Origin of the sequence: Agrobacterium bohemicum (assembly GCF_002896715.1) — a bacterium.
In the GTDB taxonomy this organism is placed as follows: Bacteria; Pseudomonadota; Alphaproteobacteria; order Rhizobiales; family Rhizobiaceae; genus Agrobacterium; species Agrobacterium bohemicum.
The window spans coordinates 2,501-27,279 of record NZ_PGEL01000020.1; the positions used below are offsets into that span (position 1 = coordinate 2,501).

General features: G+C 57.4%; 14 protein-coding genes, 2 tRNA genes, 2 rRNA genes and 1 pseudogene. 11 read left to right on the top strand and 8 right to left on the bottom strand.

Features of this window, described 5'->3' with window-relative positions:
* Nucleotides 1-421 precede the first annotated feature (421 nt).
* From CUC55_RS05390 to CUC55_RS05400, 3 genes are all read left to right on the top strand, one after another.
* Nucleotides 422-3,361: ribosomal RNA gene (locus CUC55_RS05390) — 23S ribosomal RNA — on the top strand.
* 340 nt (nt 3,362-3,701) lie between these two features.
* Nucleotides 3,702-3,816, top strand: a 5S ribosomal RNA gene (gene rrf, locus CUC55_RS05395).
* Between the two features lie 269 nt (nt 3,817-4,085).
* Nucleotides 4,086-4,162 (top strand) — tRNA-Met (locus CUC55_RS05400).
* 826 nt (nt 4,163-4,988) lie between these two features.
* Here the strand turns inward: CUC55_RS05400 and CUC55_RS05415 are convergent.
* Nucleotides 4,989-5,798: a class I SAM-dependent methyltransferase gene (locus CUC55_RS05415; RefSeq protein WP_103087305.1), complete on the bottom strand. Its 810-nt coding sequence runs from the start codon at nt 5,796-5,798 to the stop codon at nt 4,989-4,991.
* A gap of 110 nt (nt 5,799-5,908) precedes the next feature.
* Here CUC55_RS05415 and CUC55_RS05420 point away from each other — a divergent pair, with 110 nt between their 5' ends.
* From CUC55_RS05420 to CUC55_RS05435, 4 genes are all read left to right on the top strand, one after another.
* Nucleotides 5,909-7,042: an ABC transporter substrate-binding protein gene (locus CUC55_RS05420; protein WP_067652040.1), complete on the top strand. Its 1,134-nt coding sequence runs from the start codon at nt 5,909-5,911 to the stop codon at nt 7,040-7,042.
* A 120-nt stretch (nt 7,043-7,162) separates the two neighbouring features.
* A complete protein-coding gene (locus CUC55_RS05425) occupies nt 7,163-8,293 on the top strand; it encodes an ABC transporter substrate-binding protein (protein WP_103087306.1) in 1,131 nt (376 codons plus the stop codon).
* Nucleotides 8,294-9,361 carry a FecCD family ABC transporter permease gene (locus tag CUC55_RS05430; protein WP_103087191.1) on the top strand — a complete coding sequence of 356 codons (1,068 nt, stop codon included), beginning with the start codon at nt 8,294-8,296 and terminating at the stop codon, nt 9,359-9,361.
* Entirely contained in the window at nt 9,355-10,107 is a 753-nt protein-coding gene (locus CUC55_RS05435; protein WP_103087192.1) for an ABC transporter ATP-binding protein, read from the top strand. The genes CUC55_RS05430 and CUC55_RS05435 overlap by 7 nt, the downstream gene beginning before the upstream one ends.
* Nucleotides 10,108-10,218: 111 nt before the next feature.
* Here CUC55_RS05435 and pbpC read toward each other — a convergent pair whose 3' ends face one another.
* Together pbpC and CUC55_RS05445 are read right to left on the bottom strand one after the other, a co-directional pair.
* Nucleotides 10,219-12,300: a penicillin-binding protein 1C gene (gene pbpC / locus CUC55_RS05440; protein ID WP_103087193.1), complete on the bottom strand. Its 2,082-nt coding sequence runs from the start codon at nt 12,298-12,300 to the stop codon at nt 10,219-10,221.
* A complete protein-coding gene (locus CUC55_RS05445) occupies nt 12,297-17,750 on the bottom strand; it encodes an alpha-2-macroglobulin family protein (protein WP_103087194.1) in 5,454 nt (1,817 codons plus the stop codon). Before CUC55_RS05445 ends, pbpC begins: the two co-directional genes overlap by 4 nt.
* A 285-nt stretch (nt 17,751-18,035) precedes the next feature.
* Between CUC55_RS05445 and kduI the strand changes: the two genes are divergently transcribed.
* A complete protein-coding gene (kduI, locus tag CUC55_RS05450; protein WP_103087195.1) occupies nt 18,036-18,878 on the top strand; it encodes a 5-dehydro-4-deoxy-D-glucuronate isomerase in 843 nt (280 codons plus the stop codon).
* Between the two features lie 11 nt (nt 18,879-18,889).
* A pseudogene (locus CUC55_RS05455) lies at nt 18,890-19,222 on the top strand (cupin domain-containing protein); the annotation flags it as partial.
* A 34-nt stretch (nt 19,223-19,256) separates the two neighbouring features.
* On the opposite strand, the gene CUC55_RS05460 reads toward CUC55_RS05455, so the two are convergent.
* The 4 genes from CUC55_RS05460 to CUC55_RS05475 form a co-directional block, all read right to left on the bottom strand.
* Entirely contained in the window at nt 19,257-19,445 is a 189-nt protein-coding gene (locus CUC55_RS05460; protein WP_103087197.1) for a Trm112 family protein, read from the bottom strand.
* Between the two features lie 10 nt (nt 19,446-19,455).
* Complete coding sequence (locus tag CUC55_RS05465) at nt 19,456-20,127, bottom strand: LON peptidase substrate-binding domain-containing protein (protein WP_067652066.1); 672 nt, start codon at nt 20,125-20,127, stop codon at nt 19,456-19,458.
* A gap of 113 nt (nt 20,128-20,240) precedes the next feature.
* Complete coding sequence (gene trxA / locus CUC55_RS05470) at nt 20,241-21,218, bottom strand: thioredoxin (RefSeq protein ID WP_067652069.1); 978 nt, start codon at nt 21,216-21,218, stop codon at nt 20,241-20,243.
* Nucleotides 21,219-21,285: 67 nt separating this feature from the next.
* Nucleotides 21,286-21,795: a prolyl-tRNA synthetase associated domain-containing protein gene (locus CUC55_RS05475; protein ID WP_103087198.1), complete on the bottom strand. Its 510-nt coding sequence runs from the start codon at nt 21,793-21,795 to the stop codon at nt 21,286-21,288.
* A gap of 256 nt (nt 21,796-22,051) precedes the next feature.
* Here CUC55_RS05475 and CUC55_RS05480 point away from each other — a divergent pair.
* A tRNA-Gly gene (locus CUC55_RS05480) sits at nt 22,052-22,126 on the top strand.
* Between the two features lie 153 nt (nt 22,127-22,279).
* On the opposite strand, the gene CUC55_RS05485 is transcribed toward CUC55_RS05480, so the two are convergent.
* Nucleotides 22,280-23,443 carry a M20 aminoacylase family protein gene (locus CUC55_RS05485; RefSeq protein ID WP_103087199.1) on the bottom strand — a complete coding sequence of 388 codons (1,164 nt, stop codon included), beginning with the start codon at nt 23,441-23,443 and terminating at the stop codon, nt 22,280-22,282.
* A gap of 222 nt (nt 23,444-23,665) precedes the next feature.
* On the opposite strand from CUC55_RS05485, the gene CUC55_RS05490 reads away from it, so the two are divergent.
* Nucleotides 23,666-24,712, top strand: a complete 1,047-nt coding sequence (locus CUC55_RS05490; protein ID WP_245304020.1) for a D-alanyl-D-alanine carboxypeptidase family protein — start codon at nt 23,666-23,668, stop codon at nt 24,710-24,712.
* The last annotated feature ends 67 nt before the right edge of the window (nt 24,713-24,779 follow it).

A 24,779-nucleotide genomic window follows, 5' to 3' on the forward strand; every position in this document is an offset into this window, starting at 1 on the left:
AGATTGTGCCTGTTCTGTCTGCATTGTGAAGAGAAGATATGTCTGGAAGCTTCCAGGTGNTTTGAGCCATTGGTTCAAGACGTCCGAGCCCAGTCTCAGTGAAACCATGTGATGGCTTAGTCGGCCGGAATTGGTGGAGGGATTGGAGTAGGTAGGAAAGCTTGTCCTGAGGCATTTTTGTTGTTTGATAGCTTCGGTTATCATCTGATGGGGATGCTGGATTGATGTTGCCTGACCGCGCATCACCGGATGATATCTCGAGAAGCTGGTCTTAATGATACGGCCTCGAAGTGCACCGGCGTGCCTTCAAAGAGGACTGTATCGACACGTCGATGTCATCATGAAGTGGCTTGATTGTNAAAGGTAATCAGGTCGTCGCTTCCTTCGGAAGCGACTATGGATGAGCATAGACAATGAGAACGAAGAAGTGAATTAAGGGCATTTGGTGGATGCCTTGGCATGCACAGGCGAAGAAGGACGTGATACGCTGCGATAAGCCGTGGGGAGCTGCGAATAAGCTTTGATCCATGGATTTCCGAATGGGGGAACCCACCTTAGATATCTAGNAAATCTGTTTTGCTAGACACCTTGATGNTTTGAACGGTTTGCATGGGACTTCCCATACAGACCGTTAGGTCGTCGCCAACAGTTTGGCGCGCCGTCCGCAGGCCTTTGGCCGTGAGGACAGAACAAACCCGGCGATACCGGGTTCGAGGGTTCAGCGAAAGAGGTTTCTAGATATCACAATAAGGTATCTGCATCTGAATACATAGGGTGTAAGAAGCGAACTCAGGGAACTGAAACATCTAAGTACCTGAAGGAAAGGACATCAACCGAGACTCCGTAAGTAGTGGCGAGCGAACGCGGACCAGGCCAGTGGCAATGATGAATAAAGTGGAACGCTTTGGAAAATGCGGCCATAGCGGGTGATAGCCCCGTACACGTAGAACAATCATTGTCCTTGAGTAGGGCGGGACACGTGAAATCCTGTCTGAACATGGGGAGACCACTCTCCAAGCCTAAGTACTCGTGCATGACCGATAGCGAACAAGTACCGTGAGGGAAAGGTGAAAAGCACCCCGACGAGGGGAGTGAAATAGAACCTGAAACCGGATGCCTACAAGCAGTCGGAGCTCGAAAGAGTGACGGCGTACCNTTTGTATAATGGGTCAACGACTTAGTGTAGCAAGCAAGCTTAAGCCGGTAGGTGTAGGCGTAGCGAAAGCGAGTCTGAATAGGGCGTTTAGTTTGTTGCATTAGACCCGAAACCGAGTGATCTAGCCATGAGCAGGCTGAAGGTTGGGTAACACCAACTGGAGGGCCGAACCCATATCTGTTGCAATAGATTGGGATGACTTGTGGCTAGGGGTGAAAGGCCAATCAAACTCGGAAATAGCTGGTTCTCCGCGAAAACTATTTAGGTAGTGCGTCGATCGAATACCCTCNGGGGTAGAGCACTGGATGGGCTATGGGGACTCACCGTCTTACTGATCCTAACCAAACTCCGAATACCGAGGAGTACTAATCGGCAGACACACGGCGGGTGCTAACGTCCGTCGTGAAGAGGGCAACAACCCTGACCTCCAGCTAAGGTCCCCAAGTCATGGCTAAGTGGGAAAGGATGTGAGGATCCCAAAACAACCAGGATGTTGGCTTAGAAGCAGCCATCATTTAAAGAAAGCGTAACAGCTCACTGGTCTAAATAAGGGTCTTTGCGCCGAAAATGTAACGGGGCTAAAGCCATGCACCGAAGCTGAGGATAGTACAGTTATAGTGACTGTGCTGTGGTAGCGGAGCGTTCCGTAAGTCTGTGAAGGGGGACCCGTGAGGGCCCCTGGAGATATCGGAAGTGCGAATGTTGACATGAGTAACGATAAAGGGAGTGAGAGACTCCCTCGCCGAAAGACCAAGGGTTCCTGCTTAAAGTTAATCTGAGCAGGGTTAGCCGGCCCCTAAGACGAGGCGGACACGCGTAGTCGATGGGAACCACGTTAATATTCGTGGGCCTGGTGGTAGTGACGGATCTCGTGTGTTGTACATTCTTATTGGATTGAATGTGCGGCGAAGAGGTTCCAGGAAATAGCTCCACCGTATAGACCGTACCCGAAACCGACACAGGTGGTCAGGTAGAGTATACCAAGGCGCTTGAGAGAACTATGTTGAAGGAACTCGGCAAATTGCACGCGTAACTTCGGAAGAAGCGTGACCCTGTTGTACGCAAGTATGTCAGGGTGGCACAGACCAGGGGGTAGCGACTGTTTATCAAAAACACAGGGCTCTGCGAAGTAGCAATACGACGTATAGGGTCTGACGCCTGCCCGGTGCTGGAAGGTTAAAGGGAGGGGTGCAAGCTCTGAACTGAAGCCCCAGTAAACGGCGGCCGTAACTATAACGGTCCTAAGGTAGCGAAATTCCTTGTCGGGTAAGTTCCGACCTGCACGAATGGCGTAACGACTTCCCCGCTGTCTCCAACATAGACTCAGTGAAATTGAATTCCCCGTGAAGATGCGGGGTTCCTGCGGTCAGACGGAAAGACCCCGTGCACCTTTACTATAGCTTTACACTGGCATTCGCCAAGGCATGTGTAGGATAGGTGGTAGGCTTTGAAGCGGGGACGCCAGTTCTCGTGGAGCCATCCTTGAAATACCACCCTTATCTTCGTGGATGTCTAACCGCGGTCCGTTATCCGGATCCGGGACAGTGTATGGTGGGTAGTTTGACTGGGGCGGTCGCCTCCGAAAGAGTAACGGAGGCGCGCGATGGTGGGCTCAGACCGGTCGGAAATCGGTCGTCGAGTGCAATGGCATAAGCCCGCCTGACTGCGAGACTGACAAGTCGAGCAGAGACGAAAGTCGGTCATAGTGATCCGGTGGTCCCGTGTGGAAGGGCCATCGCTCAACGGATNAAAGGTACGCCGGGGATAACAGGCTGATGACCCCCAAGAGTCCATATCGACGGGGTTGTTTGGCACCTCGATGTCGACTCATCGCATCCTGGGGCTGGAGCAGGTCCCAAGGGTATGGCTGTTCGCCATTTAAAGCGGTACGTGAGTTGGGTTCAGAACGTCGTGAGACAGTTCGGTCCCTATCTGCCGTGGGTGTAGGAATATTGACAGGATCTGTCCCTAGTACGAGAGGACCGGGATGGACGTATCTCTGGTGGATCTGTTGTCCTGCCAAGGGCATAGCAGAGTAGCTATATACGGAATGGATAACCGCTGAAGGCATCTAAGCGGGAAACCAACCTGAAAACGAGTGTTCCCTATCAGAGCCGTGGAAGACGACCACGTTGATAGGACGGGTGTGGAAGTGCAGTAATGCATGAAGCTTACCGTTACTAATAGCTCGATCGACTTCTTCGTTCCCATTGATTATGTTCATCGAACGCAGTTCGATGATGACTTCTGTCCTCACGGCCAAAGGCCTGCGGACGGCGCGCGNCACAAGGCGCGACGGACTATCGTCCTGTATGGACGCCACGCTCAAGCTTGAGCAAGTGTGAAATACGGACAGGTCAAGTGAGACGTGTATATTAAGACAAAAAGTGGCTCTGCCACCCAGCTTCTCGAAACAACAGTTTCCATGTGAAAACATGAACTTTGTTGCTTTGGTCAACGTGTCCTCATAGCTGAGGGTGCCGTACTAATCAAAAGCAATCATATGTTCATGCGTTCCGCATGAACATATGTTGCGTTTTGCCGACCTGGTGGTTATTGCGGGGCGGCTGCACCCGTTCCCATTCCGAACACGGCCGTGAAACGCCCCAGCGCCAATGGTACTCCGTCTTAAGACGCGGGAGAGTAGGTCGCTGCCAGGTCTGCAAAACGCAACACATGAAAAACAACAGTCTTCTCAAACAAAAACAAACTCGGCCCAGCCGATACAAAAGGGCCGCGAAAGCGGCCTTTATGCGTTTAAGCGCACTGCTCATAAGGCATCTGTTCAGCCCTCTGAGTTCAATAACGGTATTTTGCCAAGGCAAAATACCGGACCAAGACGACATTTTGCCTCCGGCAAAAGTCGGGTAGAGACGCAAACCTACACAGGTTTGCTTTGTCGCGACGAACCAAAGGTTCGCGCTGGTAACGCGGGGTGGAGCAGCCCGGTAGCTCGTCAGGCTCATAACCTGAAGGCCGCAGGTTCAAATCCTGCCCCCGCAACCAAANNNCAGATGCAGCGTGTTCCTGTGTACCGCCTGACTTTCGCTTCAATCCCCGTGGTCGCGTTCGACCTGGGGGACGATGAGCTGTCGGTACACCCGGCGACCAAGCTCCTGGCGGATGCATCGATATGGCGAAGACGTTCAGTCTTTACCTCACGACGCGGCCAGGTCGGGCATCGGGAGAATGACACTGGCCGGTCCGAAACCGGTGTCCTCCTCCTCCCGTTGCCGCCGGGGGGATTGCTGCCGGACCCCGGTGACAGAGAGGATGCGTAACCTCCYTRTCACCAGCGCCGGTCCCGCCTCGCCGCAACGCCTTGCGGTGTATCCGAGGGCGGAACGGGACAATTGTGCGGGTGATTCGCGGGAGGTGGAGNAAAGTGTNGGGGGANTTTTTGCAGTTTCGTGCGGANTTTTGGTAAGGGATTGATTTGGTTGGGAAGTATTTTCATTGTTGCGTTGGCGGGTGTGGCTCACCCCCCTCTGCCCTGCCGGGCATCTCCCCCTCAGGTNGGGAGATTGGCTGGGGGCGGGCTCACCGGACATCTTGAAGGGTGCGGCGGGGACGACAGCCTGTTTTGCCGGTGCATCCCTCTGACGGCTACGATTGGAGCAGTCAGCGTGCCTTTTACCAATCTNCCCACCTGAGGGGGAGATGTCCGGCAGGACAGAGGGGGGGTGAGCGGCTTGCTCCAACCTCATGCTGAATTGGCGCACAGCGCCCTTGAAAAGTCTGCCTGCAACCCCGCGCCTCTTCAAAATCAGTCTAGATCGGGAAGAGGCTTGCTCCGCGCACTATCGGCACCGCTCAAGATCGGCGTGAGATTTTAAGCCGGTTTACGTCCACACACGGCGTAGCGATGCTGGATACCGCGGGCAGCGGCTTTGAGGACGTTCCAGTTTTTTGCCTGGGACTTGTGGATGTCACGCATATTCCGATCGATCACCACGTCTTCGAACCCGGCGTCCCGCAACAGACCAGCCACCGCCTCGGCACGGGCGCCTTGAGAGAAGTAGACACGGGAGAGAATGCTGTTGTGCACCCCCGCCATATCGGCGGGCATATGCACCGGTTCCGGTTTCAAAACGCCGAGTTTGATCAGCCGTGCAGCAAGGCNTTTCAGGAACCTCTCGGCAAGGCTGACATTGACGAAATCGCCATCGACAATCAGCACCCTGCCGCCGGGTTTCAGGACCCGAAGCCATTCGTGAAACGCCGCCTTGGGATCAACCAGTGTCCAGACCAGATGGCGGTTGATGATGACGTCATAGGCGCCATCTGGCTCCATGGTGNTTTCCGCATCGCCCATGCGGAAGGAAATGGCCCGATTGCGGGTTTTCGCCTTGGCTTTGGCCCGTTCCAGCATCGGCTCCGCCCAGTCCAGCCCGGTGACCCGGTAGCCGAGATCATCCATCAGATGGGAGATGACGCCGGTGCCTGACGCCAGGTCCAGCGCGCTTTTACCCTCGCCTTGCCCCAGATGTTTTTCGACCAGTCGATGCCAGGCGGCACGCTCTTCTTCGGAGAAAATCTCATGGCCGGGAGACAGGTCGAAGGTGGCGGCGCGGCTGGACCAATAGGCCTTTATTTCATCCCGAAGACCGAAATTACTGCCGTATTCTTTTGCGCCGTCCATGACATCCAACCTTCGCGATCTTTACCTTCGAAATGCTCTNAAAGATAAAACTTGACTTTGATAGTCATAAAACAATAAAGCGCATTTAGTTTTACCGGAGAACAATTTCGATGCGCATTACAGGCAAATCCGCCGCTCTTGCAATGGGTCTTCTCGTTTCCACCGTCTTTCCCGCCTTTGCCGAAAAGGTAACAATCAAGGATGTGACGGGCCGCGATGTGGAGGTCAACGTGCCGGTCAAGCACGTCATTCTCGGCGAAGGCCGACAGATCTATTTCCTTGCCGCGCTCGACAAGAAAAACCCGTTCGAACACGTCGTCGGCTGGCGCGATGACCTGCCAAAGGCAGACCCGGAATCCTACCAGGCCTATCTGGCGAAATATCCTGACATTGCCAAACTGCCGACCTTCGGCGGCATGAAGGACGGCACATTCGATATCGAACAGGCGGTAGCCTTGAAGCCCGACGTCATTCTGATGAACATCGATGCCAAGACCGCGACCGAAGAGGCCGGTTACATCGAGAAGCTCGGCAAGGTCGGCATTCCCCTGGTTTATGTCGACTTCCGCGAAAAGCCTATGGAAAACACCGAGCCGAGCATGCGCGTCATGGGCCAGTTGATGGGCAAGCAGGACATTGCCGAAGAGTTCATCAAGTTCCGCTCTGACAGCATCAAGCGCGTGACCGACGTGCTGGACAAGGACAAGCCGAAACGCCCGGTCGTCTTCGTTGAGCGCGCAGGTGGTTATTCCGACGATTGCTGCATGTCCTTCGGCAACGAGAACTTCGGCAAGATGGTCGAGATTGCCGGTGGCATCAACATGGCCAAGGACATCATTCCCGGCACATTCGGCACCGTGAACCCGGAACAGGTGATCGCTTCCAACCCGGACCAAATCATCATCACCGGCGGCAAGTGGGATGCTTACGTTCCCGGCGGCGACTGGGTTGGTGTCGGTTACGGCGCAGACCTCAAGGAAGCCCGTCGCAAGCTTGAGAACCTGACAAAGCGTCCGGCCTTTACCGGCGTCAAGGCTGTCGCGGACGGCAATGTTCACGCCATCTGGCATCAGTTCTACAACAACCCGTACCAGTTCGTGGCCATTCAGGAAATTGCCAAGTGGCTGCACCCGGAGCTGTTTAAAGACTTGGACCCGGAAGCGACCTTTAGGGAACTGCATGCCCGCTTCCTGCCGCTTGACTACAAGCCCGGCTACTTCGTGTCCCTGAAGGACGACAAGTAAATATCAGAACGGCGAAGGGGGAGCGCCGATCCGACATCTGGCGGAGCCGTATTGACGGCTTCGCCAAAATACATTTTCAGATGGAAAGGACCGCCCGTGCCGCACAGGAATTTAAAACGGATCGCTGCCTTCATACTCGCCCTCATTGCAACGCCTGTCATCATTGCGACGTCGGCGTCGGCAACGGAAATCATCGACTCCGCAGGCCGCAAGGTCGAGATCGACGTACCGGCCAAACGCGTTATCGTGGGTGAAGCGCGCCAAATTCACGTCATCGCGGCCCTGCTTGGTGAAAAGACTTTCGATACCATCGTCGGCTGGCGCGACGATCTCGTGAAGAAAGACCCCGACAGCTATAAGGCCTACATCGAGCGTTTCCCGCAGATCGAAAAGCTACCGCTGTTCGGTTATCTACCGCAGGGCGATTTCAGCCTCGAAGCGGCGATTGCGCTGACACCCGATGTCATCACGCTCAATCTGGAAGTCGAAAAGACCGCCAAGGAAAGCGGCTTCGAGGAGAAGGCGGCGGCGGCTGGCATCAAGGTCGTCTATCTTGATTTCCGTCTCGACCCGGACAAGAACAGCGAAAATTCCATTCGCGTTCTCGGCCAGATTTTCGGCGCGGTGCCGCGCGCAGAAGAATTCATTGCCTATCGTCATGACCAGATCGCGCTGGTGACCGACAGGCTGGCATCCGTCAAGGACCTGACACGGCCGGGTGTCTTCATCGAGCGTGCACCGGGGATTTCGGGCGAAAACAATTGCTGCCGCACCTTCGGTCCCGTCAATTTTGGCGCGATGGTCGAGCAGGCAGGTGGACACAATATCGCGTCTGACGTCATCAAGACCACCTTCGGCGACCTCAATCCCGAACAGCTTATCGTTTCCAACCCGGAGCATGTCATCGTCACCGGCTCCAACTGGGCAGCTGAATCCGACATCAACCAGTTCGTGCCGGTTGGACGTGGTGCCGATATGGACCTATCGCGTGAACGGCTGGCCAAGCTGATGGAACGCACGCCGTTTCCCGAGCTGGACGCCGTGAAGAACGGTAACGTTCACGCCGTGTGGCACCAGTTTTATGGCGCGCCCTACGAGTTCTATCCCATCCAGCAATTTGCCAAGTGGTTTCACCCTGAGCTTTTTGCGGACCTGAACCCGGAACAGAATTTCGAGGAATTTCACCGGAAATTTCTGCCTGTGACCTACAAGCCCGGATACTTTGTTTCACTTGAAAAAGGCTCGAATTGAATGGCATCCATTGTGGAAACCCATGTCGAGAAGACCGGGGGCGCGCAATATCGCGCTCTGGCAGCCCGCCGCATTCTGATACTGGTCGGGCTCGTCGTCGNCCTGTGTCTCAGCCTTGCCACCGATATGGCGCTTGGCCCGGCACGCTACACCCTGTCTCAGGTGATCAGCGCCGTCCTCGATCCCGCCGGCGTGGCCAACCAGCTGCGCGTCGTCATCTGGGACATCCGCATGCCGATAGCGCTGATGGCCGTGACGGTTGGCGCATCGCTGTCGGTTGCGGGCGCGCAGATGCAGACCATTCTCGCCAACCCGCTCGCCAGCCCGTTCACGCTCGGTATTTCGGCCGCCGCCAGCTTTGGCGCAGCGCTTGCGCTGGTTGGCGGTGTCGCGCTTTTTCCCGGTGCCGTCGAATATATGGTGCCGATCAACGCCTTCGTCATGGCGATGGTGGCCGCCCTTTTCATCCACTTCGCCTCCACCATGCGGGGCGTGACGGTCGAGACCATCGTGCTGCTGGGAATCGCTCTCGTCTTCACCTTCAACGCCGCCCTTTCGATGCTGGAATATCTGGCCTCCGAACAGGCGCTGGCCGCCGTCGTGTTCTGGACCATGGGCAGCCTGACCAAGGCGACATGGGCCAAGGTCTATGTGACAGGCGCCATCCTCGTCCTGACCGTGCCGCTGTTCATGAAGAACGCATGGGCTTTGACGGCGCTTCGCCTGGGCGATGACAAGGCAGCCAGCATGGGCATCAATGTGCGCCGCCTGCGCCTGCACACCATGCTGACCGTCAGCCTGCTGGCATCCATTCCCGTTTCCTTCGTCGGCACCATCGGCTTTATCGGCCTCGTCGGCCCGCATATTGCCCGCATGGTGGTGGGTGAAGACCAGCGGTTCTTCCTGCCCGGTTCGATTATTTGTGGCGCGCTGCTGCTGTCGGTGACATCTGTTGTCAGCAAGGTGCTGATACCCGGTGCGATCCTGCCCATCGGCGTCATCACGGCGCTTGTCGGCGTGCCCTTCTTCTTTGTTCTCATCTTCTCCAACAGGAGACGCGCATGGTAGCCCTCGCCCTTCAGGATGTCGGCGCCAAATACGGGCGTGCGACGGTGCTGTCCAATGTCACCATGGACATGCTGGAAGCTGGCAGCATAACCGCCGTCATCGGCCCGAACGCGGCTGGCAAGTCCACCCTGTTCAAACGCATCGCAGGCCTGATCAAAGGCCCCGGCGTCGTGACACTGTCGCAGACAGAGCAAGGACCACGCACCATCTGCTACATGCCGCAGGACACCGGCGCCAATGCCGTTCTGACGGTCTACGAATCCATTCTTCTGTCGGCCAAACAGGGCAGCGGCTGGAAAGTGCATGATGATGAGCTGGCCGAGATCGACGCCATCCTGAAAGCGCTCAACATCCACGATCTGGCATTTCGCGGGCTTGGCGAACTATCCGGCGGCCAACGCCAGCTGGTATCGCTCGCACAAGCGCTGGTGCGCAAACCGGAAGTCCTATTGATGGACGAGCCGACTTCGGCGCTCGACCTTCACCGGCAGGTCGAGGTGCTGGATTTCATCACCAACCTCGCCCGCCGCGAAGGCATGATCGTTCTGATCGCCCTGCACGACCTGAACCATGCGCTGCGCTACTGCGAACATACGATCGTCATCGCCGGTGGCGAGATGGCCGTCAGTGGCCAGACATCTGCCGTGATTACGCCTGATATGCTGCGGAACATCTATAAAGTCGATGCGCGGATCGAGATGTGCTCTCGCGGGCAGCCGTTTANTTTGGTGGACGGGACGGCTTGAGGGATATGTCAGAGGGTGTGGCTTANCCCCCTCTGCCCTGCCGGGCATCTNCCCCTCAGGTGGGGAGATTCGCTGGGCGCGACCTCCCGTCCATCTTCACCGCACCAACCCTTATTCCACAAAAATCCTAACGCTGGACGCCCGTCCATCCGCATCGATCACCGTCAGCGTCGAGAAACCCTGCCCCTCCGGCAACCACTCGCTGCTTCGACGGCGAGAGGGTTCGGGCAAGGGTTTGCCGTTGGCGAGCCAGTGGAAGGGTGCACGTCCCCCTTGCAGCTTGAGGACCAGTGGCGAGAGATCGCCGCTCTGGCTGGAGAGTTCTATCCGCGCGCCTTCCGGGGGATAGACGATCTGCGGTGATGGCTCGCGCCTCGACGCTGAAAGGAGGCCGCTGCTGGTGACGCTGAAGCGTCGCTGGTTGGCGGGCAGATCCTTGTAGGCCAGCCGGGAGGTACCAGCCGGTGCAGGGGGGAATGGCGTTATGGCAACGCCGGATTTCGTGAAGGCTTCGAACAGGATGGGTGCGGCGGAAACATAGCCCGCAAGACCGGGAACCGAGCCGTTATCGGCACGCCCCGCCCATACGCCGATGACATAGCGACCATCAAAACCGACAGACCATGCGTCGCGATAACCATAGCTGGTTCCGGTTTTATAGGCGATGCCGCGCTGCTTCATGCCCAGCGGCGGCAACACGCCGGACAGGACATCGCTGATGTTCCAGATCGCAGCCTTGGNAAACAGCGGGTCGACATCGAGGATCTGCGGTTTACCGCGCACCCCATCTCCCAACTGCACCGGCTGACCGCTGTTGGCCAGCGCTGCGTAGAGCTGGACGAGATCGACGAGAGAGAGACCGGCACCGCCAAGCGCAATGGCCAGCCCCGGCGCTTCCGCCTTCGGCAGCGTGAGTTTAACCGAGGCCCGGCGAAACCGGACCATCAGGGCAGCGGGACTGACGGCATCCAGCAGGCGCACGGCGGGAACGTTGAGGGAGAGCTGCAGGGCCTGGCGAACGCTGACATCACCCTGATATTGCATATCGAAATTGCGTGGCCGGTAGCCGGAAAAATCCGCCGGGCGATCTTCGATCACGGTTTCCTGCGCAATCAAGCCGTTTTCGAAGGCAAGGCCATAAATGAAGGGTTTGAGCGTCGAGCCGGGGGAGCGCACCGCGCGGCTCATTTCCACCCAGCCACGGCGGTTACTATCGAGNAAATCAGACGAACCGACCTCCGCGACGATCTCACCCGTCGTGCTATCGGCCATGACGATGGCGACCGAGACCTTGTCTCCAAGCTTTTTAGCAGAGCGCTGTGCCAGCTCTTCCAGCTCTTTTTGAACGGGCAGACGCAGCGTCGAGCCTATGGTCAAGGACTGCGGAAAACGGACGCGCGCCGCCTGCGCCAGATGCGGCGCGTAGGAAGGGAGATCGATGCGCTTTGCGGGAATGGCCGCGACTGCGGCCCGGGCGGCTTCCCCCTCACCGACCACGCGGGAGACGGCGAGCCGTTGCAACACGCGCTCGCGCGCTTCTTTCGCCGCAGTGGGAAAGCGATCCGGACGTCGCTTTTCCGGCAGTTGTGGCAGGGAAACCAGCAATGCGGCCTCTGTCGTATCGAGACGTTTCGGCTCCTTGCCAAACCAGGCGAGACTTGCTGCGCGCACGCCTTCGAGATTGCCGCCATAGGGAGCGATGTTCAGATAAAGGTCGATGATCTCAGGCTTGGTCAAGCGCCGCTCGATTTGCCATGCCCGCACCATCTGAAGAAATTTGGCACTGAGCGAACGGTCCGTCCGCGGCTCTATCAACCGCGCCACCTGCATGGACAGCGTGGAGGCACCGGAGACAATGCGACCATTGGTCAGCAATTGCCAGGCGGCACGCCCCAAGGCCTGAAAATCCACGCCGCCATGGTCGAAAAACCGCTGATCCTCATAGGCGACCAGCATGTTGATGAATTGCGGATCGACTTCTGTGGCATCGGTGTGAAGCCGCCAGCGNCCCTGCGGGGTAGCGAAAGCGCGCAGCAGCTTACCGTCCCTGTCCAGCACTTCCTGCGAGACGATTCTGGCANTTTGCAGAGGTGGCGGGTAGGCATGGTCCAGACGGTTCAGCGTATAAACACAGGCGGCAGTCAGGACTGCCGCCACGAAGAAACCGCTGATGAACGCTCGCCACCTGATCATTGCTGCGCCGCAAGGACCTCCATGCGACCGGTCGCCGTGCGCGCCGAAAACTGCGGGCGGTACATATCTTCCACCGATGCAGCCGGGTTATCGTAGGTGCCGGGTGTTACGGCCCTGACAACATAGGCCAGCGTAATGTCCGAATTATCGCCCGCAGCCTGATCAAAAGCCGCAACGAAACGGTCGTAGCGGAACTCGGTGTGAGCAGCTTCCGTTTCCGGCAACCAATCGAAATTGGAAAGTGCTGCGCTGTTGACGAGGCTCGGATTATCGATCTCAAAGCCCGAGGGCAGAAGATCGGTCATGATAATGCGCGATTCCCATTGGTTCTTGGGCGTGACAGTCAAGACGACGACATACCGCTCATTCTGAGTGGCCTCGCTGATATTCACCTCTTCGCCATCCATCGAATAATAGGTTTTCTTGATATCGAAGCCTTCACCACCCGCTGCCAGAGGCTGAGCGGGTGGAGCGACGGTGGTGACGACTGCCGTGACCGTATCTTTCGAAGCATTGGTGATCTTGATGGGCGATTGCAGCAGCTCATCGCCGCTCATGCCCTTGCTGTAACCGCCCTGTTCCAAGGAACCGTTGATATCAAGCTTGACGTCCTTGTCCTCACCCTTCAAGGCGCGGGCGGCCAGCAGCATCCAGGCCTGCTCCTGTGTGCTGGTATAGGCTTTGGCGTCCCATGCCTTGGCAACGGCACTGGCCAGTTGCGGTACCACCGCAGGCACCGGGCGGCTTTCGGCGGCAAGAGCAAGCGAGGCCGCGCCATCGCGCAGCACCGATCCGTAATCCGCGCGGGAGAGACTGACCTTGGTGGTCGCCGAGGCCATGCTGAGCGACGCGCCGAAGACCGTCTTGGACCGCGCCACATCGCCATAGAGCGACAGGGCCGAGGCCAGTTGCGCCTTGGCAAGCGGTGTCGGGAAATCGCCCAGGGCAGTGTCGGCATAATATCTCAGATCGTTGACGGCAGCCTTGCGATTGCGGGCAAGAACATAGAGCGAATAGGCAATCTGGTTGCCGCGATCCTTGACGTTGTTGTCATAGGCCAGCCCGTTTTGCAGGTTGGTGAGTGCCTGCACCATGGCMGTCTCAGGCACATCATAGGATTGCTCCCGCGCACGTGTCAGGAAGTCGGTGATGTAGGCATCCAGCCAGAGATCACCTTCGCCGGGACCCCACAGACCGAAGCCGCCGGACGAGGACTGGAACGACAGGACGCGGTAGATTGCATCCTGCACCCGCTTGCGCAGGCCCACATCGTCTGCGCCCCCGCGCTGCTTCATCAGCTCGGAAACATAGAGCAACGGAAGAGCGCGGCTGGTTGTCTGCTCGGCGCAGCCATAGGGATATTTATCCAGCATCATGACCAGACCCGGAACATCAAAGGCCGGTGAACGCGTGACGTTGACCGCGACAGACGACCCCAGCAACATGCTATCAGCCAGCAATGCGCCATCTACCGTGAGACTGCTGTTGGGCGCGATCTTAATGTTTCGACGCGTCGTGACCGGCAGCACCGAGGGCCGCACGGGGATATTGACGGCCTGTTCCAGAGAGACACCGCTGGCGTTGCTGAGCTTGATCATTATCGCGCCATTACCCGGATATTCACCGGTCAAAGGCACCGTCAACGAAGTCTTGCCGCCCTTTTGCAGCGATACGACCTGCGAAACCTCGCCTTGATCGACCGTGAGCGCGGTGTTGCTGGCGATATCCAATGTGTAATCGCCTGCATCTCCGTCTGTATTGGCGATATCGACGCGCATTTGCGAGACATCGCCCGGGCTGAGGAATTTTGGTGCGCTGGCGGTGATGACGACGGGATCACGGATGACGACATCCGACACCGCGTGGCCGACACCGGTCTTGGTCCAGGCGACGGCCATGACGCGGGCCGTGCCGTTGAACTGCGGAATATCGAAACGAATGGTCGCCTTGCCCTCAGCATCCAGTTCCACCGGACCGGCGAAGAACGCCACCAGCTTTTCCTTCGGCGGGCTTCCTTGAAGTGCGACCTGACCACCGTCACCGCCGGTTCTGAGACGACCGGTTGCACCGAGCGAACCATCGATCAGACGGCCATAGATATCGCGGATTTCCAGCCCGAGACGGCGCTGCCCGAAATACCATTCATCCGGTTTGGGCGGCTCATAGCGGGTGAGATTGAGAATGCCGACATCGACGGCAGCGACCGTGACATAGGCTTTGTCACCAGCACCAGCGCCCGACACCTGCACGGGAATTTCGAGCGGCTGACGCGGCAATGTCTGCTTGGGAAGGGTAAGGGCGATGCCCAGCTTGCGCTCACCGGGGTCCACGGCCAGCCATTTGACGCCGATGGCGCGCATGGGCATGCGGCTTTCCTGCGCATCGCCGGGGCGGAACAGGGTAACGGTGACGTAGGAACCGGCACCCCATTCTTCCGTCACGGGAATATCGACTTCGCCGCCGTTTTCACCGATCTCGACGNTTTCAACGGCAATCAGCTTTTCCGAGCCGGAAGCCACCATAAGCTGACCGGCAAAGCGCGACGTTACCTGCAATTTTGCGGTATCGCCGACCTTGTAGCTCTGCTTGTCGAGCGCGATTTCCAGCGCGTCCGGTGTTTCCGTGGAACTTGCAGTGACATACCAGCCGGCATCGAATTCGACGCTGGAAGTGGGGCCGTTATTGTCTGCGGATTCGACCTCGAGACGATACCGTCCCCAGGATGCAGGCACGGAAATTTCGCCACCATTGGCGTCCACGGCCAGGGTGCCGGCCTGAACCTGCTTTGTGTAGACGACGGGTTCATAACGCCAGGAATTGCCCTGACGATACCATTGATAGTTCCGCTCGACCTTGATGAGCTTCCATGTCAGCCCGCTCATGGCCTGTTTGGAACCGTCTGCGGCAAGGCCGATGACGTGGAAACGGCCAATGGAATTTTCCGCGAGATCGCCGGAGAATTCCGGTTTGATACCGATCATGGCGCTATCGGATTTGACCGGCAATGTCAGCGAACGCTCGACCGCGCGGCCACCGGCTTCGCGCATGCGAACGGTGATGTTGGCGGAGAGGAACTGCGTTGTCGACGGGACATCGGCAAGCGTGACATCGAAGGTCGCCTTGCCGTTTTCATCGAGCGCGGGAAGGGCATCCAGCGTGGTGCGGCTTTCCTCCTGACTTTCCTCATCCGCCAAGCCAAACACATAACCATCGAAACCGGCGCGGGTGCGTGTTGCCTTCAGCGCGATTTCGCCTTCGAGTTCCAGCCCGGCAGCGGGGGCGCCATAGAGGTAACGGCCATCGACATCAATGGCAGTCTCRGCGGCGGGATCGATCTCCTTGGCTTTGCTGGACAGATCGAACTCGGTCCTGTCAGGCACGAAGTCATCGACCAGGAAGGACTTTTCGCTGATGGCGGCCGTCTTCGGATCGGTATGGATGCGCAGCGTCCAGGTGCCGCGCATGGCGCTTTCCTGCAAGGCCAGATCGACGGCATAACCGCCCAAGGCCTTGCCATCACTAACGAAACGGCGATCTTCCACGCCATCGGGACGCGAGAAAATAAACGTCAGCGGCAGGTTTTCGACCGCATTGCCTTCGATATCCCGTGCCAGGGCCGCGGCATGCACGGTTTCGCCCGCGCNGTAGATGCCGCGTTCCGTCCAGCTGAAGACATCCAGCGCGCCGGGAGAGGCGCGGCCCGTGACGCCACGGTCGGAAAGGTCGAAACCGGCGCGGGTCATGTCGAGAAAGACGTAATCCTTATCGCCGTTGCGTGCCGTGATGATAGCAGGTGCTTGCCCGGCCGTGCCGCGCATCAGGCCAGCCGAGAAGATCGCGCGTCCTTCGTCATCGGTCGTCGCGGTGCCGAGAATTTCGTTGTTCTTTGCCAGAAGCTGGAGGGCAACGCCCTTCAGCGGTTTGGCCGTGCTGAGCGCGCGCGCAAAAACGTTGAGGCCGTCGGTCCCGGCATAGGTGGTGATGCCCGTATCTGAAACGAGGAACCATTGGGTGGCGCGGGAATCCCAGTTTTCGCCCGGTGTGCCCGGTGGTACGGCGGTGAGCACATAGATACCCGGCTTACGTTCCGGCAAGGCTTCATCGACCGGAAAGCTGGTGACGACGTCCTTGTTCAGCTCGTTCTGGATATCGATGCCGCCCTGCCAGACGAGTTCACCGATCTCGTTTTCAAGCCGCTCCGCGCCGTAGCCATCCATCTGCGTCAGGAATTGCGAATTGGTCAGCAATGTCGCGATGCTGCGGTCACCGACCCGGTAGAGTTTGAGATCGGCCCGTTCGATGTTGACGGACACCAGCGGGATGCCACGGCGGGCAGTGCCGGGAAGCACGAAATTCTCACCAGTGAAACGCACCGAGCCTGATCTGTCACGAACGTAGATGTCGAGATCGACCTGCTTTTCCAGAGGCTCTTCCACCGATGACGGAAGACCGGCGCGCAGCGCAATCTTGTAACGCTGGCCGTGCGTCAGACCTTCCACGCAGATTTCGCTGCCCTTGGCCTCGATGGCCTTGGGTGCCACGCCATCCAGCGTGACGAAGGAGGAATAATCAACGCCGTTCTTCACCAGTGGCTCTGAAAACTGAACGCAGGCGCGCGGGCTGACACTATCGGTATCGACCGTGTTGTTGATGACGCGGAAGCCCTGGCGGGTCTTCAGATCAGCGTAGGCGGCGCGCGTCTGAGGGACATCCGACAGCGCAAGACTGGCCTTGTAACTGTTGAGCGCGGCGCGGTAGTTCTGGGNTTTTTCAAACGCCACCGCAAGCGTATCAAGTATGCTTGTACGGGCAGACACAGTGCGGCTTAGCGAATAGGCGTTGAGAGCGGCCGAAACTGCCTGTGCCGACATCTGGTAATTGTTTTGAATTTTCGCGGCCGCCTGTGAAAATTNGGCCCAGGCCACACCATCATCAAGGCCCAGCGCGAGCGCCAGCTTGTAACTCCCGACAGCGCCGACGAAATCGCCAGCGTCAGATTGCTGTCGCGCCAGTGAAAGCCAATTGTCCATCGACTGGCCATCTCCGGCGGGGGAGAGGCTCGCCTTCAGACGTCGTGCCTCCTGGTAAAGGCTGTCATCGACAAAGGAGAGTTTCTGCGGCGCGCCGATATCGGGCTCCCTCTTGGCAGCGACCTCCACGACCTTGCCTGCGACTGCGCCGGGGAAGGCATTGAGCTGGTTGAAATCCGATTTCAGGAAGCACCATTGCACCTTGGGATTATAGGTGAAGGCCTTGCAGGAAGTGTCCTTGATGCAGATGTCTTCGCATTGCGGCAGGGAGACATTCTGTTCGGTGCGCAGATCAAACCCGAAATAGTCACCGTTTTGCGTGGTGACGACCTTTCGCGACGGTCCTTGCGCCGAGGCGGGCTGGATGGCCAGCGTTGCGACGACAAAGAACAGGCTTTTCAAAACGGCGCGCATGGACATCAGTCTCTCCCCCGGTACGTCTGACCGCGCCGCGACTGTGCTCGCATTCACCACGAAAAGTCAACGTGAACTGCAACTCTGGAGACAGAGCAAATCTCTGGCTCCATACTGTTTGGGATAGGAAGCAAGAAACCTGCCTTACAGGTGCAGACATCNAAAAAACTCATGANTTTCAGGGANTTTACCCGTCATATCTCGCGATGTGACCAGGCTTTAGCAGATTGACATAGGATTTCNTTTGCATATATGTATGACAAGTTAGTTTGACATATGATTGGGAGAACCATGGGCCAGACACAGTACACGAACCGCTTCGCCATCGACCCGAAGACCGCTGCGACATTCGGCACCGAGGAGCTTCGCGAAAACTTCCTGCTGCCACCTCTGTTCGTCAACGACACCGTTCAGCTGCATTACACGAATTACGATCGCATGATCGTCGGCGGTGCCGTGCCGGCGTCTGGATCTCTGGAACTGGAAACCATCAAGCCGACAGGAACGAAGTCGTTTCTCGAGCGACGTGAGCTGATCGTCGTCAACATCGGCGGCAAGGGCACAGTCACCGTCGACGGCACCGCATTTGAAACCGGTACGCGTGACATGGTCTATGCCGGAATGGGATCGAGCGTATCCTTCGCGTCCGCATCATCCGAAACGCCCGCCAAGTTCTACCTGCTGAGCGCGCCAGCGCACTCCGCTTATCCCGCAAAACACATCGGCATCCATGATGCCAAGCGCGTCGATCTCGGATCACAGGCAACGAGCAACGAGCGTTCGANTTTTCAATTCATCCACCCCGAAGGCGTCAAGACCTGCCAGTTGGTTGTCGGCATGACCAGCCTTGCTCCGGGTTCCGTGTGGAACACCATGCCATGCCATATTCATGACCGGCGTATGGAGGCTTATCTCTATTTCGACCTGCCCGAGACAGCCCGCGTCTTCCACTTTCTGGGCGAACCAGGTGAGACGCGCCATCTGGTGATGAAAAACGAAGAAGCAGCACTTTCACCGGGCTGGTCGATCCACTCCGGTGCGGGAACCGCGAATTATTCATTCATCTGGGCCATGGCGGGTGACAATGTCGACTATACCGATGTCGATCTCGTGAGCATGGATGATCTGAAGTAAGGAGCCATATGATGAGCCAGAGCAATGCATTCGTAAACGCCGCTGACGGCCAATGGGCACCGACAGAGCCGGGTGTCTCAAGACGCATCATGGCCTATCTGCCGGAAATGATGATGGTCGAAGTGGTGTTCGAAGCCGGTGCCATCGGCTCGCTTCATTCGCATCCGCATATTCAAGCAAGCTATGTGGTCGAGGGCCGATTTGAAGTAACTATCGATGGCGTAACGCAGGAACTGGCGCAAGGCGGCAGCTTCATCGTCAAGCCCGACCTTATCCATGGAGTGAAAGCACTCGAAAAGGGTCGTCTGATCGACACCTTCACGCCGCATCGGGCGGAATTTCTGTNAAATGACGAAGGCCAGCTTAACGGCTGGCCCTTCAATCCTCTANTTTGCGCGCTTCCGACACCAGCATGATGGGAACGCCATCCCTGATAGGATAGGCAAGCCTTGCGCTTTCGGAGATCAGCTCGTTACGATCGCGGTTATAGGACAGTCGGCCTTTGGTCAGCGGACAGACCAGCAGATCGAGCAGCTTGGGATCAACCTTGCTCAGCTTTTCGTCCATGCCGGCCCCATCACTGCAATATGATTTCGTTGTCGGTTCCGCCTTGGGCCAGAACGATCTCGGTAATCGCAATCAGCGTATCGGCGCGGGCCTTCAGGTCCGGCGCTTCGAGCAAAGCTTGCTTTTCCGCAGGGCCGAACGGCGACATCATCGACAGGGAATTGACCAGCACCCTGTTACCCGCACGCTCCACGCTCTCCCAATCCGCTTCCAGCTGGTTGGCATCGAGGAAAGAACGGAACACCCGCAGCAGATTTTCGCGGTCAACCGCGTCTTCATCCTCTTCACCGGTCAGATCGGCCATGAAGGGCGCATGTTTGAAGCTTCGGTAAGGTTTGCCGGAGGTCACCTCTTCCAGCAGCCGGAAGCGACAAATACCGCTTAACGACACCATATAGCGCCCGTCTCCGGTCTCGGAAAAAGACGTAATGCGACCGAGACACCCAACCTGGCTCAGAGCCCCGGAGCCTGCCGCACTTTCCGGCGCCTGTAGCGCGGGTTGAACCATACCGATCAGGCGGTTGCCAGCAAGCGCTGCGTCGAACATCGCCAGATATCGGGGTTCGAATATGTTGAGCGGAAGTTGTCCTTCCGGCAGCAGCAACGCGCCAGACAGTGGAAACACAGGCACCACATCCGGCAGATCGGTGCTTTTCAGGTATCGTGCATTACCGACATGCATGAATGAGCCCTCGATTTTCTGAGACGGTGCCACGACGCGGGTCTCGCGTCGCAACCTTGATCTCTTGTTATTCTCTTAAATGTGGTCCGAGGCCACCAATCGCAAGGCGGCTTTCAAGAAAACAGGATGGACGACAGCTTGCGACGTGCTGTAACCGACGATGGGTCCTTGAAACCCCAACCTTCCAGAAATTCGACAAGCTGCTTGCGCGCGCCATCATCTTCGAAGGTGCGGTCCTTTCGCATGACCGTCAGCAACTGGTCAGCCGCTTCATCGCGCCTGCCCTGCGCGTTGAGGATTTTGGCAAGCTTTATCCGCGCTTCGTGATTGTCCGGATTGGTGGAAAGCTCGCGTTCCAGCGCCGTGGGATCACCCAGTAGCCGCGCCTCTTCATATTGCGCCAGCTTTTTCAAAACGGCCTCGATTGCCGGATCGGCACGCAGTTCTTCGGGCACCGACGCCAAAAGATCGGTCGCACGCTGATATTCGCCAAGCGCAATCATGCAATCTGCAATGCCGGCCACGGCTGTGGCGTTTTCCGGGTCCACCTGCATGACGAAGCCGAAGAGCTGTGCGGCACCCTGATGATCACCATCCGCCAGCAATTGCTTGGCCTCTGCGAGAGCAGCGTCGATTTCCGCCTGTGGGTCATCGACTGCAGGCCCTGCAATCTTGTCGATGAACTCGCGAATCTGGCTCTCAGGCACGGCGCCCATGAAACCATCGACCGGGCGGCCATCCTGAAAGGCGACGATGGCAGGAATGGACTGGATGCCGAGCTGCCCGGGAATGGACGGGTGATCATCGATGTTGAGCTTGACCAGCTTGACGCGCCCGCCAGCTTCATTGACCACCTTTTCCAGCACCGGCGTCAGCTGTTTGCAGGGGCCACACCACGGAGCCCAGAAATCCACCAGCACCGGCTGATTGCGGGATTCTTCCATGACGTCCTTGCCGAAACCGGCTGTCGTCGTGTCCTTGATATGGGAGGACGCCGCAGCCTCTTCAGGCGCGCTTCCATTTCCATATTGCACGGAGCCGGTCATGTATCCGCCCGAGGACGTTCCGTAAGGGTTGCTGGTACCGCTCATTTAAGGTCTCCGTTGATTGCGCATTCACTGGCCACTCGATCTGGCGCTCTGGCGCAAAGATCGTACTTTACTCCGTCACTTTCAAGACAAGCGGCGTATGACCCGTCGCTTCGAGAAAACGAATGAGATCATTGTTGCCGATGGTGGTGGTGGCGTCGTTGGACAAAGGATGAGCGTTGATCAGTTCATGCTTCATCAGATCGCTGTCGAGCACGAACGTCACCGCGTTCGTCACATCGTTTATGGCACCGAGAACGGTGACAGAGCCGGGAATGACGCCAAGATACTCCATCATCNTTTCAGGCTTGCCGAAAGACACCCGGCTGGAGGCATCGATAACCTTGTGCACCGTCTTCAGATCCACCGTCGCGTTTTCTTCGACCGTCAGAACGAAATACTGATCCTTCTTGTCTTTGACGAAAAGGTTCTTGGTGTGCCCACCCGGAATACGATCGCGCAGGGATTCGGACTCGGCGACGGTGAAAACCGGCTCGTGTTGAAGTGTTTCATGCGCGATGCCGAGCCTATCCAGCAAAGCAAAAAGTTCCTGCGCCGTTTTCGGGGATTGCTCTGTCATGATTGCTTTCTCGTGCCATCGGATTCTGTTTTTGATGACATAGTCGTTAAGCCCTCAGAATGGATTTTGCAATCGCCCTGTGAATTTCAATATCAAAATATCGAATGNTTTCCGTAGCTTGTGTGCTTTTTGAAAAATTTCTACGCCTTTTTGTCATTTCCCTGTTGCATTTAAAAAGCGGTTGAGCGATATAGCCCTCGTCGCCGCAACGCAGCGACCCGCGGTTCAGCGATCTACCCCGAACCAGCGGATTTGAGCGGGTGTAGCTCAGGGGTAGAGCACAACCTTGCCAAGGTTGGGGTCGAGGGTTCAAATCCCTTCGCCCGCTCCAATTTTCCTTAGAAGTCAGAAAATTGATACGGAAGCCCTCAACAAGGGCTCGAAGTATTTGCTTTTATGGTCTCGCCACAGACCTTCCGAGATGGGCGGCTTGATCGAGAAGGTACGACCGCATTGTTGGACGCGGCCGTTCTTTTCCGGTGAATCAGCCAGCCAGACGCTGTTCGGCGAGCTTTACCCAGTAGGATATGCCGTATCCAATGGCTTCGTCGTTGAAGTCATAGCTGGGATTGTGCAGACCGGCGCTTTCGCCATTTCCCAGAAAGATAAATGCGCCTGGCCGTTCCTTCAGCATGTAGGAGAAGTCCTCTCCGGCCATCGACGGATCGACATCAGGATCGACGTTCTTGTCGCCCACGACATCTCGGGCGACACGGATGGCATGGTCCGTTTCGTCGGCATGGTTGACGGTTACAGGACAATAGCGCTCGTAGATGGCTTCGGCTTCCGCGCCATTGGCCTGCGCTATACCTTCTGCCATCTGCTTGATGCGCGCCTGCGCCATATCGCGGACGTTTTCGTCCAGCGTGCGGACCGTGCCTGCAATGAGGGCTTCATTGGGAATGATGTTGTGGCTGGAGCCCGCCTGAAAACGGGTGACGGAAACGACGACAGAGCGAATGGGGTCTGTGTTGCGGGACGCGATCATCTGCAGGTTGGTAACGATCTGCGCGCCGATGGAAATGGGGTCTACCGTGCGATGCGGCTGCGCGGCATGGNCCCCCTGCCCCTTGACCACGATGGAGAATTTGTCCGGTGCCGCCATGATGCCGCCCTTGCGAATGGCGAAGGAACCCAAGGGGATGCCGGGCATATTGTGCATGCCGTAGACTTCATCCATATCGAAACGTGTCATCAGCCCATCTTCGACCATGGCGAGCGCGCCAGCGCCACCTTCTTCGGCGGGCTGGAAGATCAGGGCAACGGAACCGCTGAAATTGCGGGTTTCGGCAAGGTATTTCGCAGCACCCAGCAGCATGGCCATGTGACCATCGTGACCACAGGCATGCATCTTGCCCGGCACCTTCGAGGCCCACAACGCGCCGGTTTCCTCAACGATCGGCAGCGCATCCATATCTGAGCGCAGCCCTATCATGCGGCCTTTGCCGTGCCTGCCGTGGATGACGCCGACCACCCCGCTACGGCCGATACCCGTCACGATTTCGTCAACGCCGAAGGATTTCAGCTTCTCCGCCACGAAGGCAGCAGTCTCATCAACGTCATATAACAGTTCAGGGNTTTCATGGAGGTGACGTCGCCATTCGGTCGCTTCCGCCTGCAATTCCGCAGCTCTGTTCAAAACTGGCATTCACTTATCCCTGATGTTCCATTCTCAACATGATAGTTCACACTCCTCCGCGGTGGATATTGCGCCGCATAATTGACGCAATCAATGTACTTTGCCATTGCTAGGACATATATGGTGAATATTGCAAATCCCGAAACGAAGACGGGAATCCGAGGATACGCCTTGCAAGATACATACAGACCCAACCGCGCCGCGGGGCGGCTCGTAAAAACTGTTGCCGCGATGTCCGCCAGTGTTCTGGCGATGACCTGTGTAGCACAGGCCAACCCCAAGATGGTTATCGATGTGAAGACCGGCAAGGTGATTTCGCATCAGGAAGCATTCCGCAAGTGGTATCCCGCCTCGCTGACAAAGCTGATGACGGCCTATATTGCGTTCAGCGCCATGAAATCCGGCAGGCTGAGCCCTGAAACCGAAGTCGTGATGAGCAAGAAGGCTTCGGATCAGCCTGCCAGCAAGATGTATTTCAAGCCGGGATCGAAACTGACGCTCGATAGTGCCTTGAAGCTTCTGCTGATCAAATCTGCCAATGACATTGCCGTGGCTATTGCCGAAACGGTGGCCGGTACGAACGAGAATTTCGTGGCGCAAATGAATGCGCAGGCGGCCCGCCTCGGCATGTCGTCCACGCATTACGTGAACCCGAACGGTTTGCCGGGCAAGGGCCAATATACCACAGCCCGTGACCTTGCCGTTCTGGCACTTATCCTGAAGCGTGAGTTTCCCGAATATGCGCAATATTTCGCGCTGGAAGGCGTCAGCACCGGCAAGAAGAACTACGCCAATTACAACATGCTCGTCGGTCGCTTCCAGGGCGCTGATGGCATGAAGACCGGCTTCATCTGTGCTTCCGGTTTCAACCAGGTATCGTCGGCCTCACGCAATGGCCGTCAGGTCATCAGCGTCGTTTTGGGCGCAGACAGCCTTGCGGGCCGCACCGACCAGTCGGCTGACCTGTTGCAGATGGGACTGACGTCTTCATCCGGCCAAGGCGTATCGCTTGCGTCGCTTGCGCCTTACGGCGAAACGCAGTTCGTCAACGACATCAGCGCTGATATCTGCAACCCCAAGGCAGCTAAAGTGCGCAGCGAAAGCCGTGACGAAGCCGGTCGTATGATCATCAAATCGCCCTTTGTTCAGGAAATGACGCGCCCACCGGTTTACTCCTATGCGGGCCTTATTCCCGGCAGCGAGACCGTGGTCGCCGCTACCGGTGGCAAGGGTAGCGTGGCCAATGTGCCAATTCCCATTCCGCGCCCGACATTTTGACAGGTTTACGGTCCGCCCAAGACGCGGGCCGGTTCTCTTTTCGTAAATCGGTTTTTCGCCCTTTGCA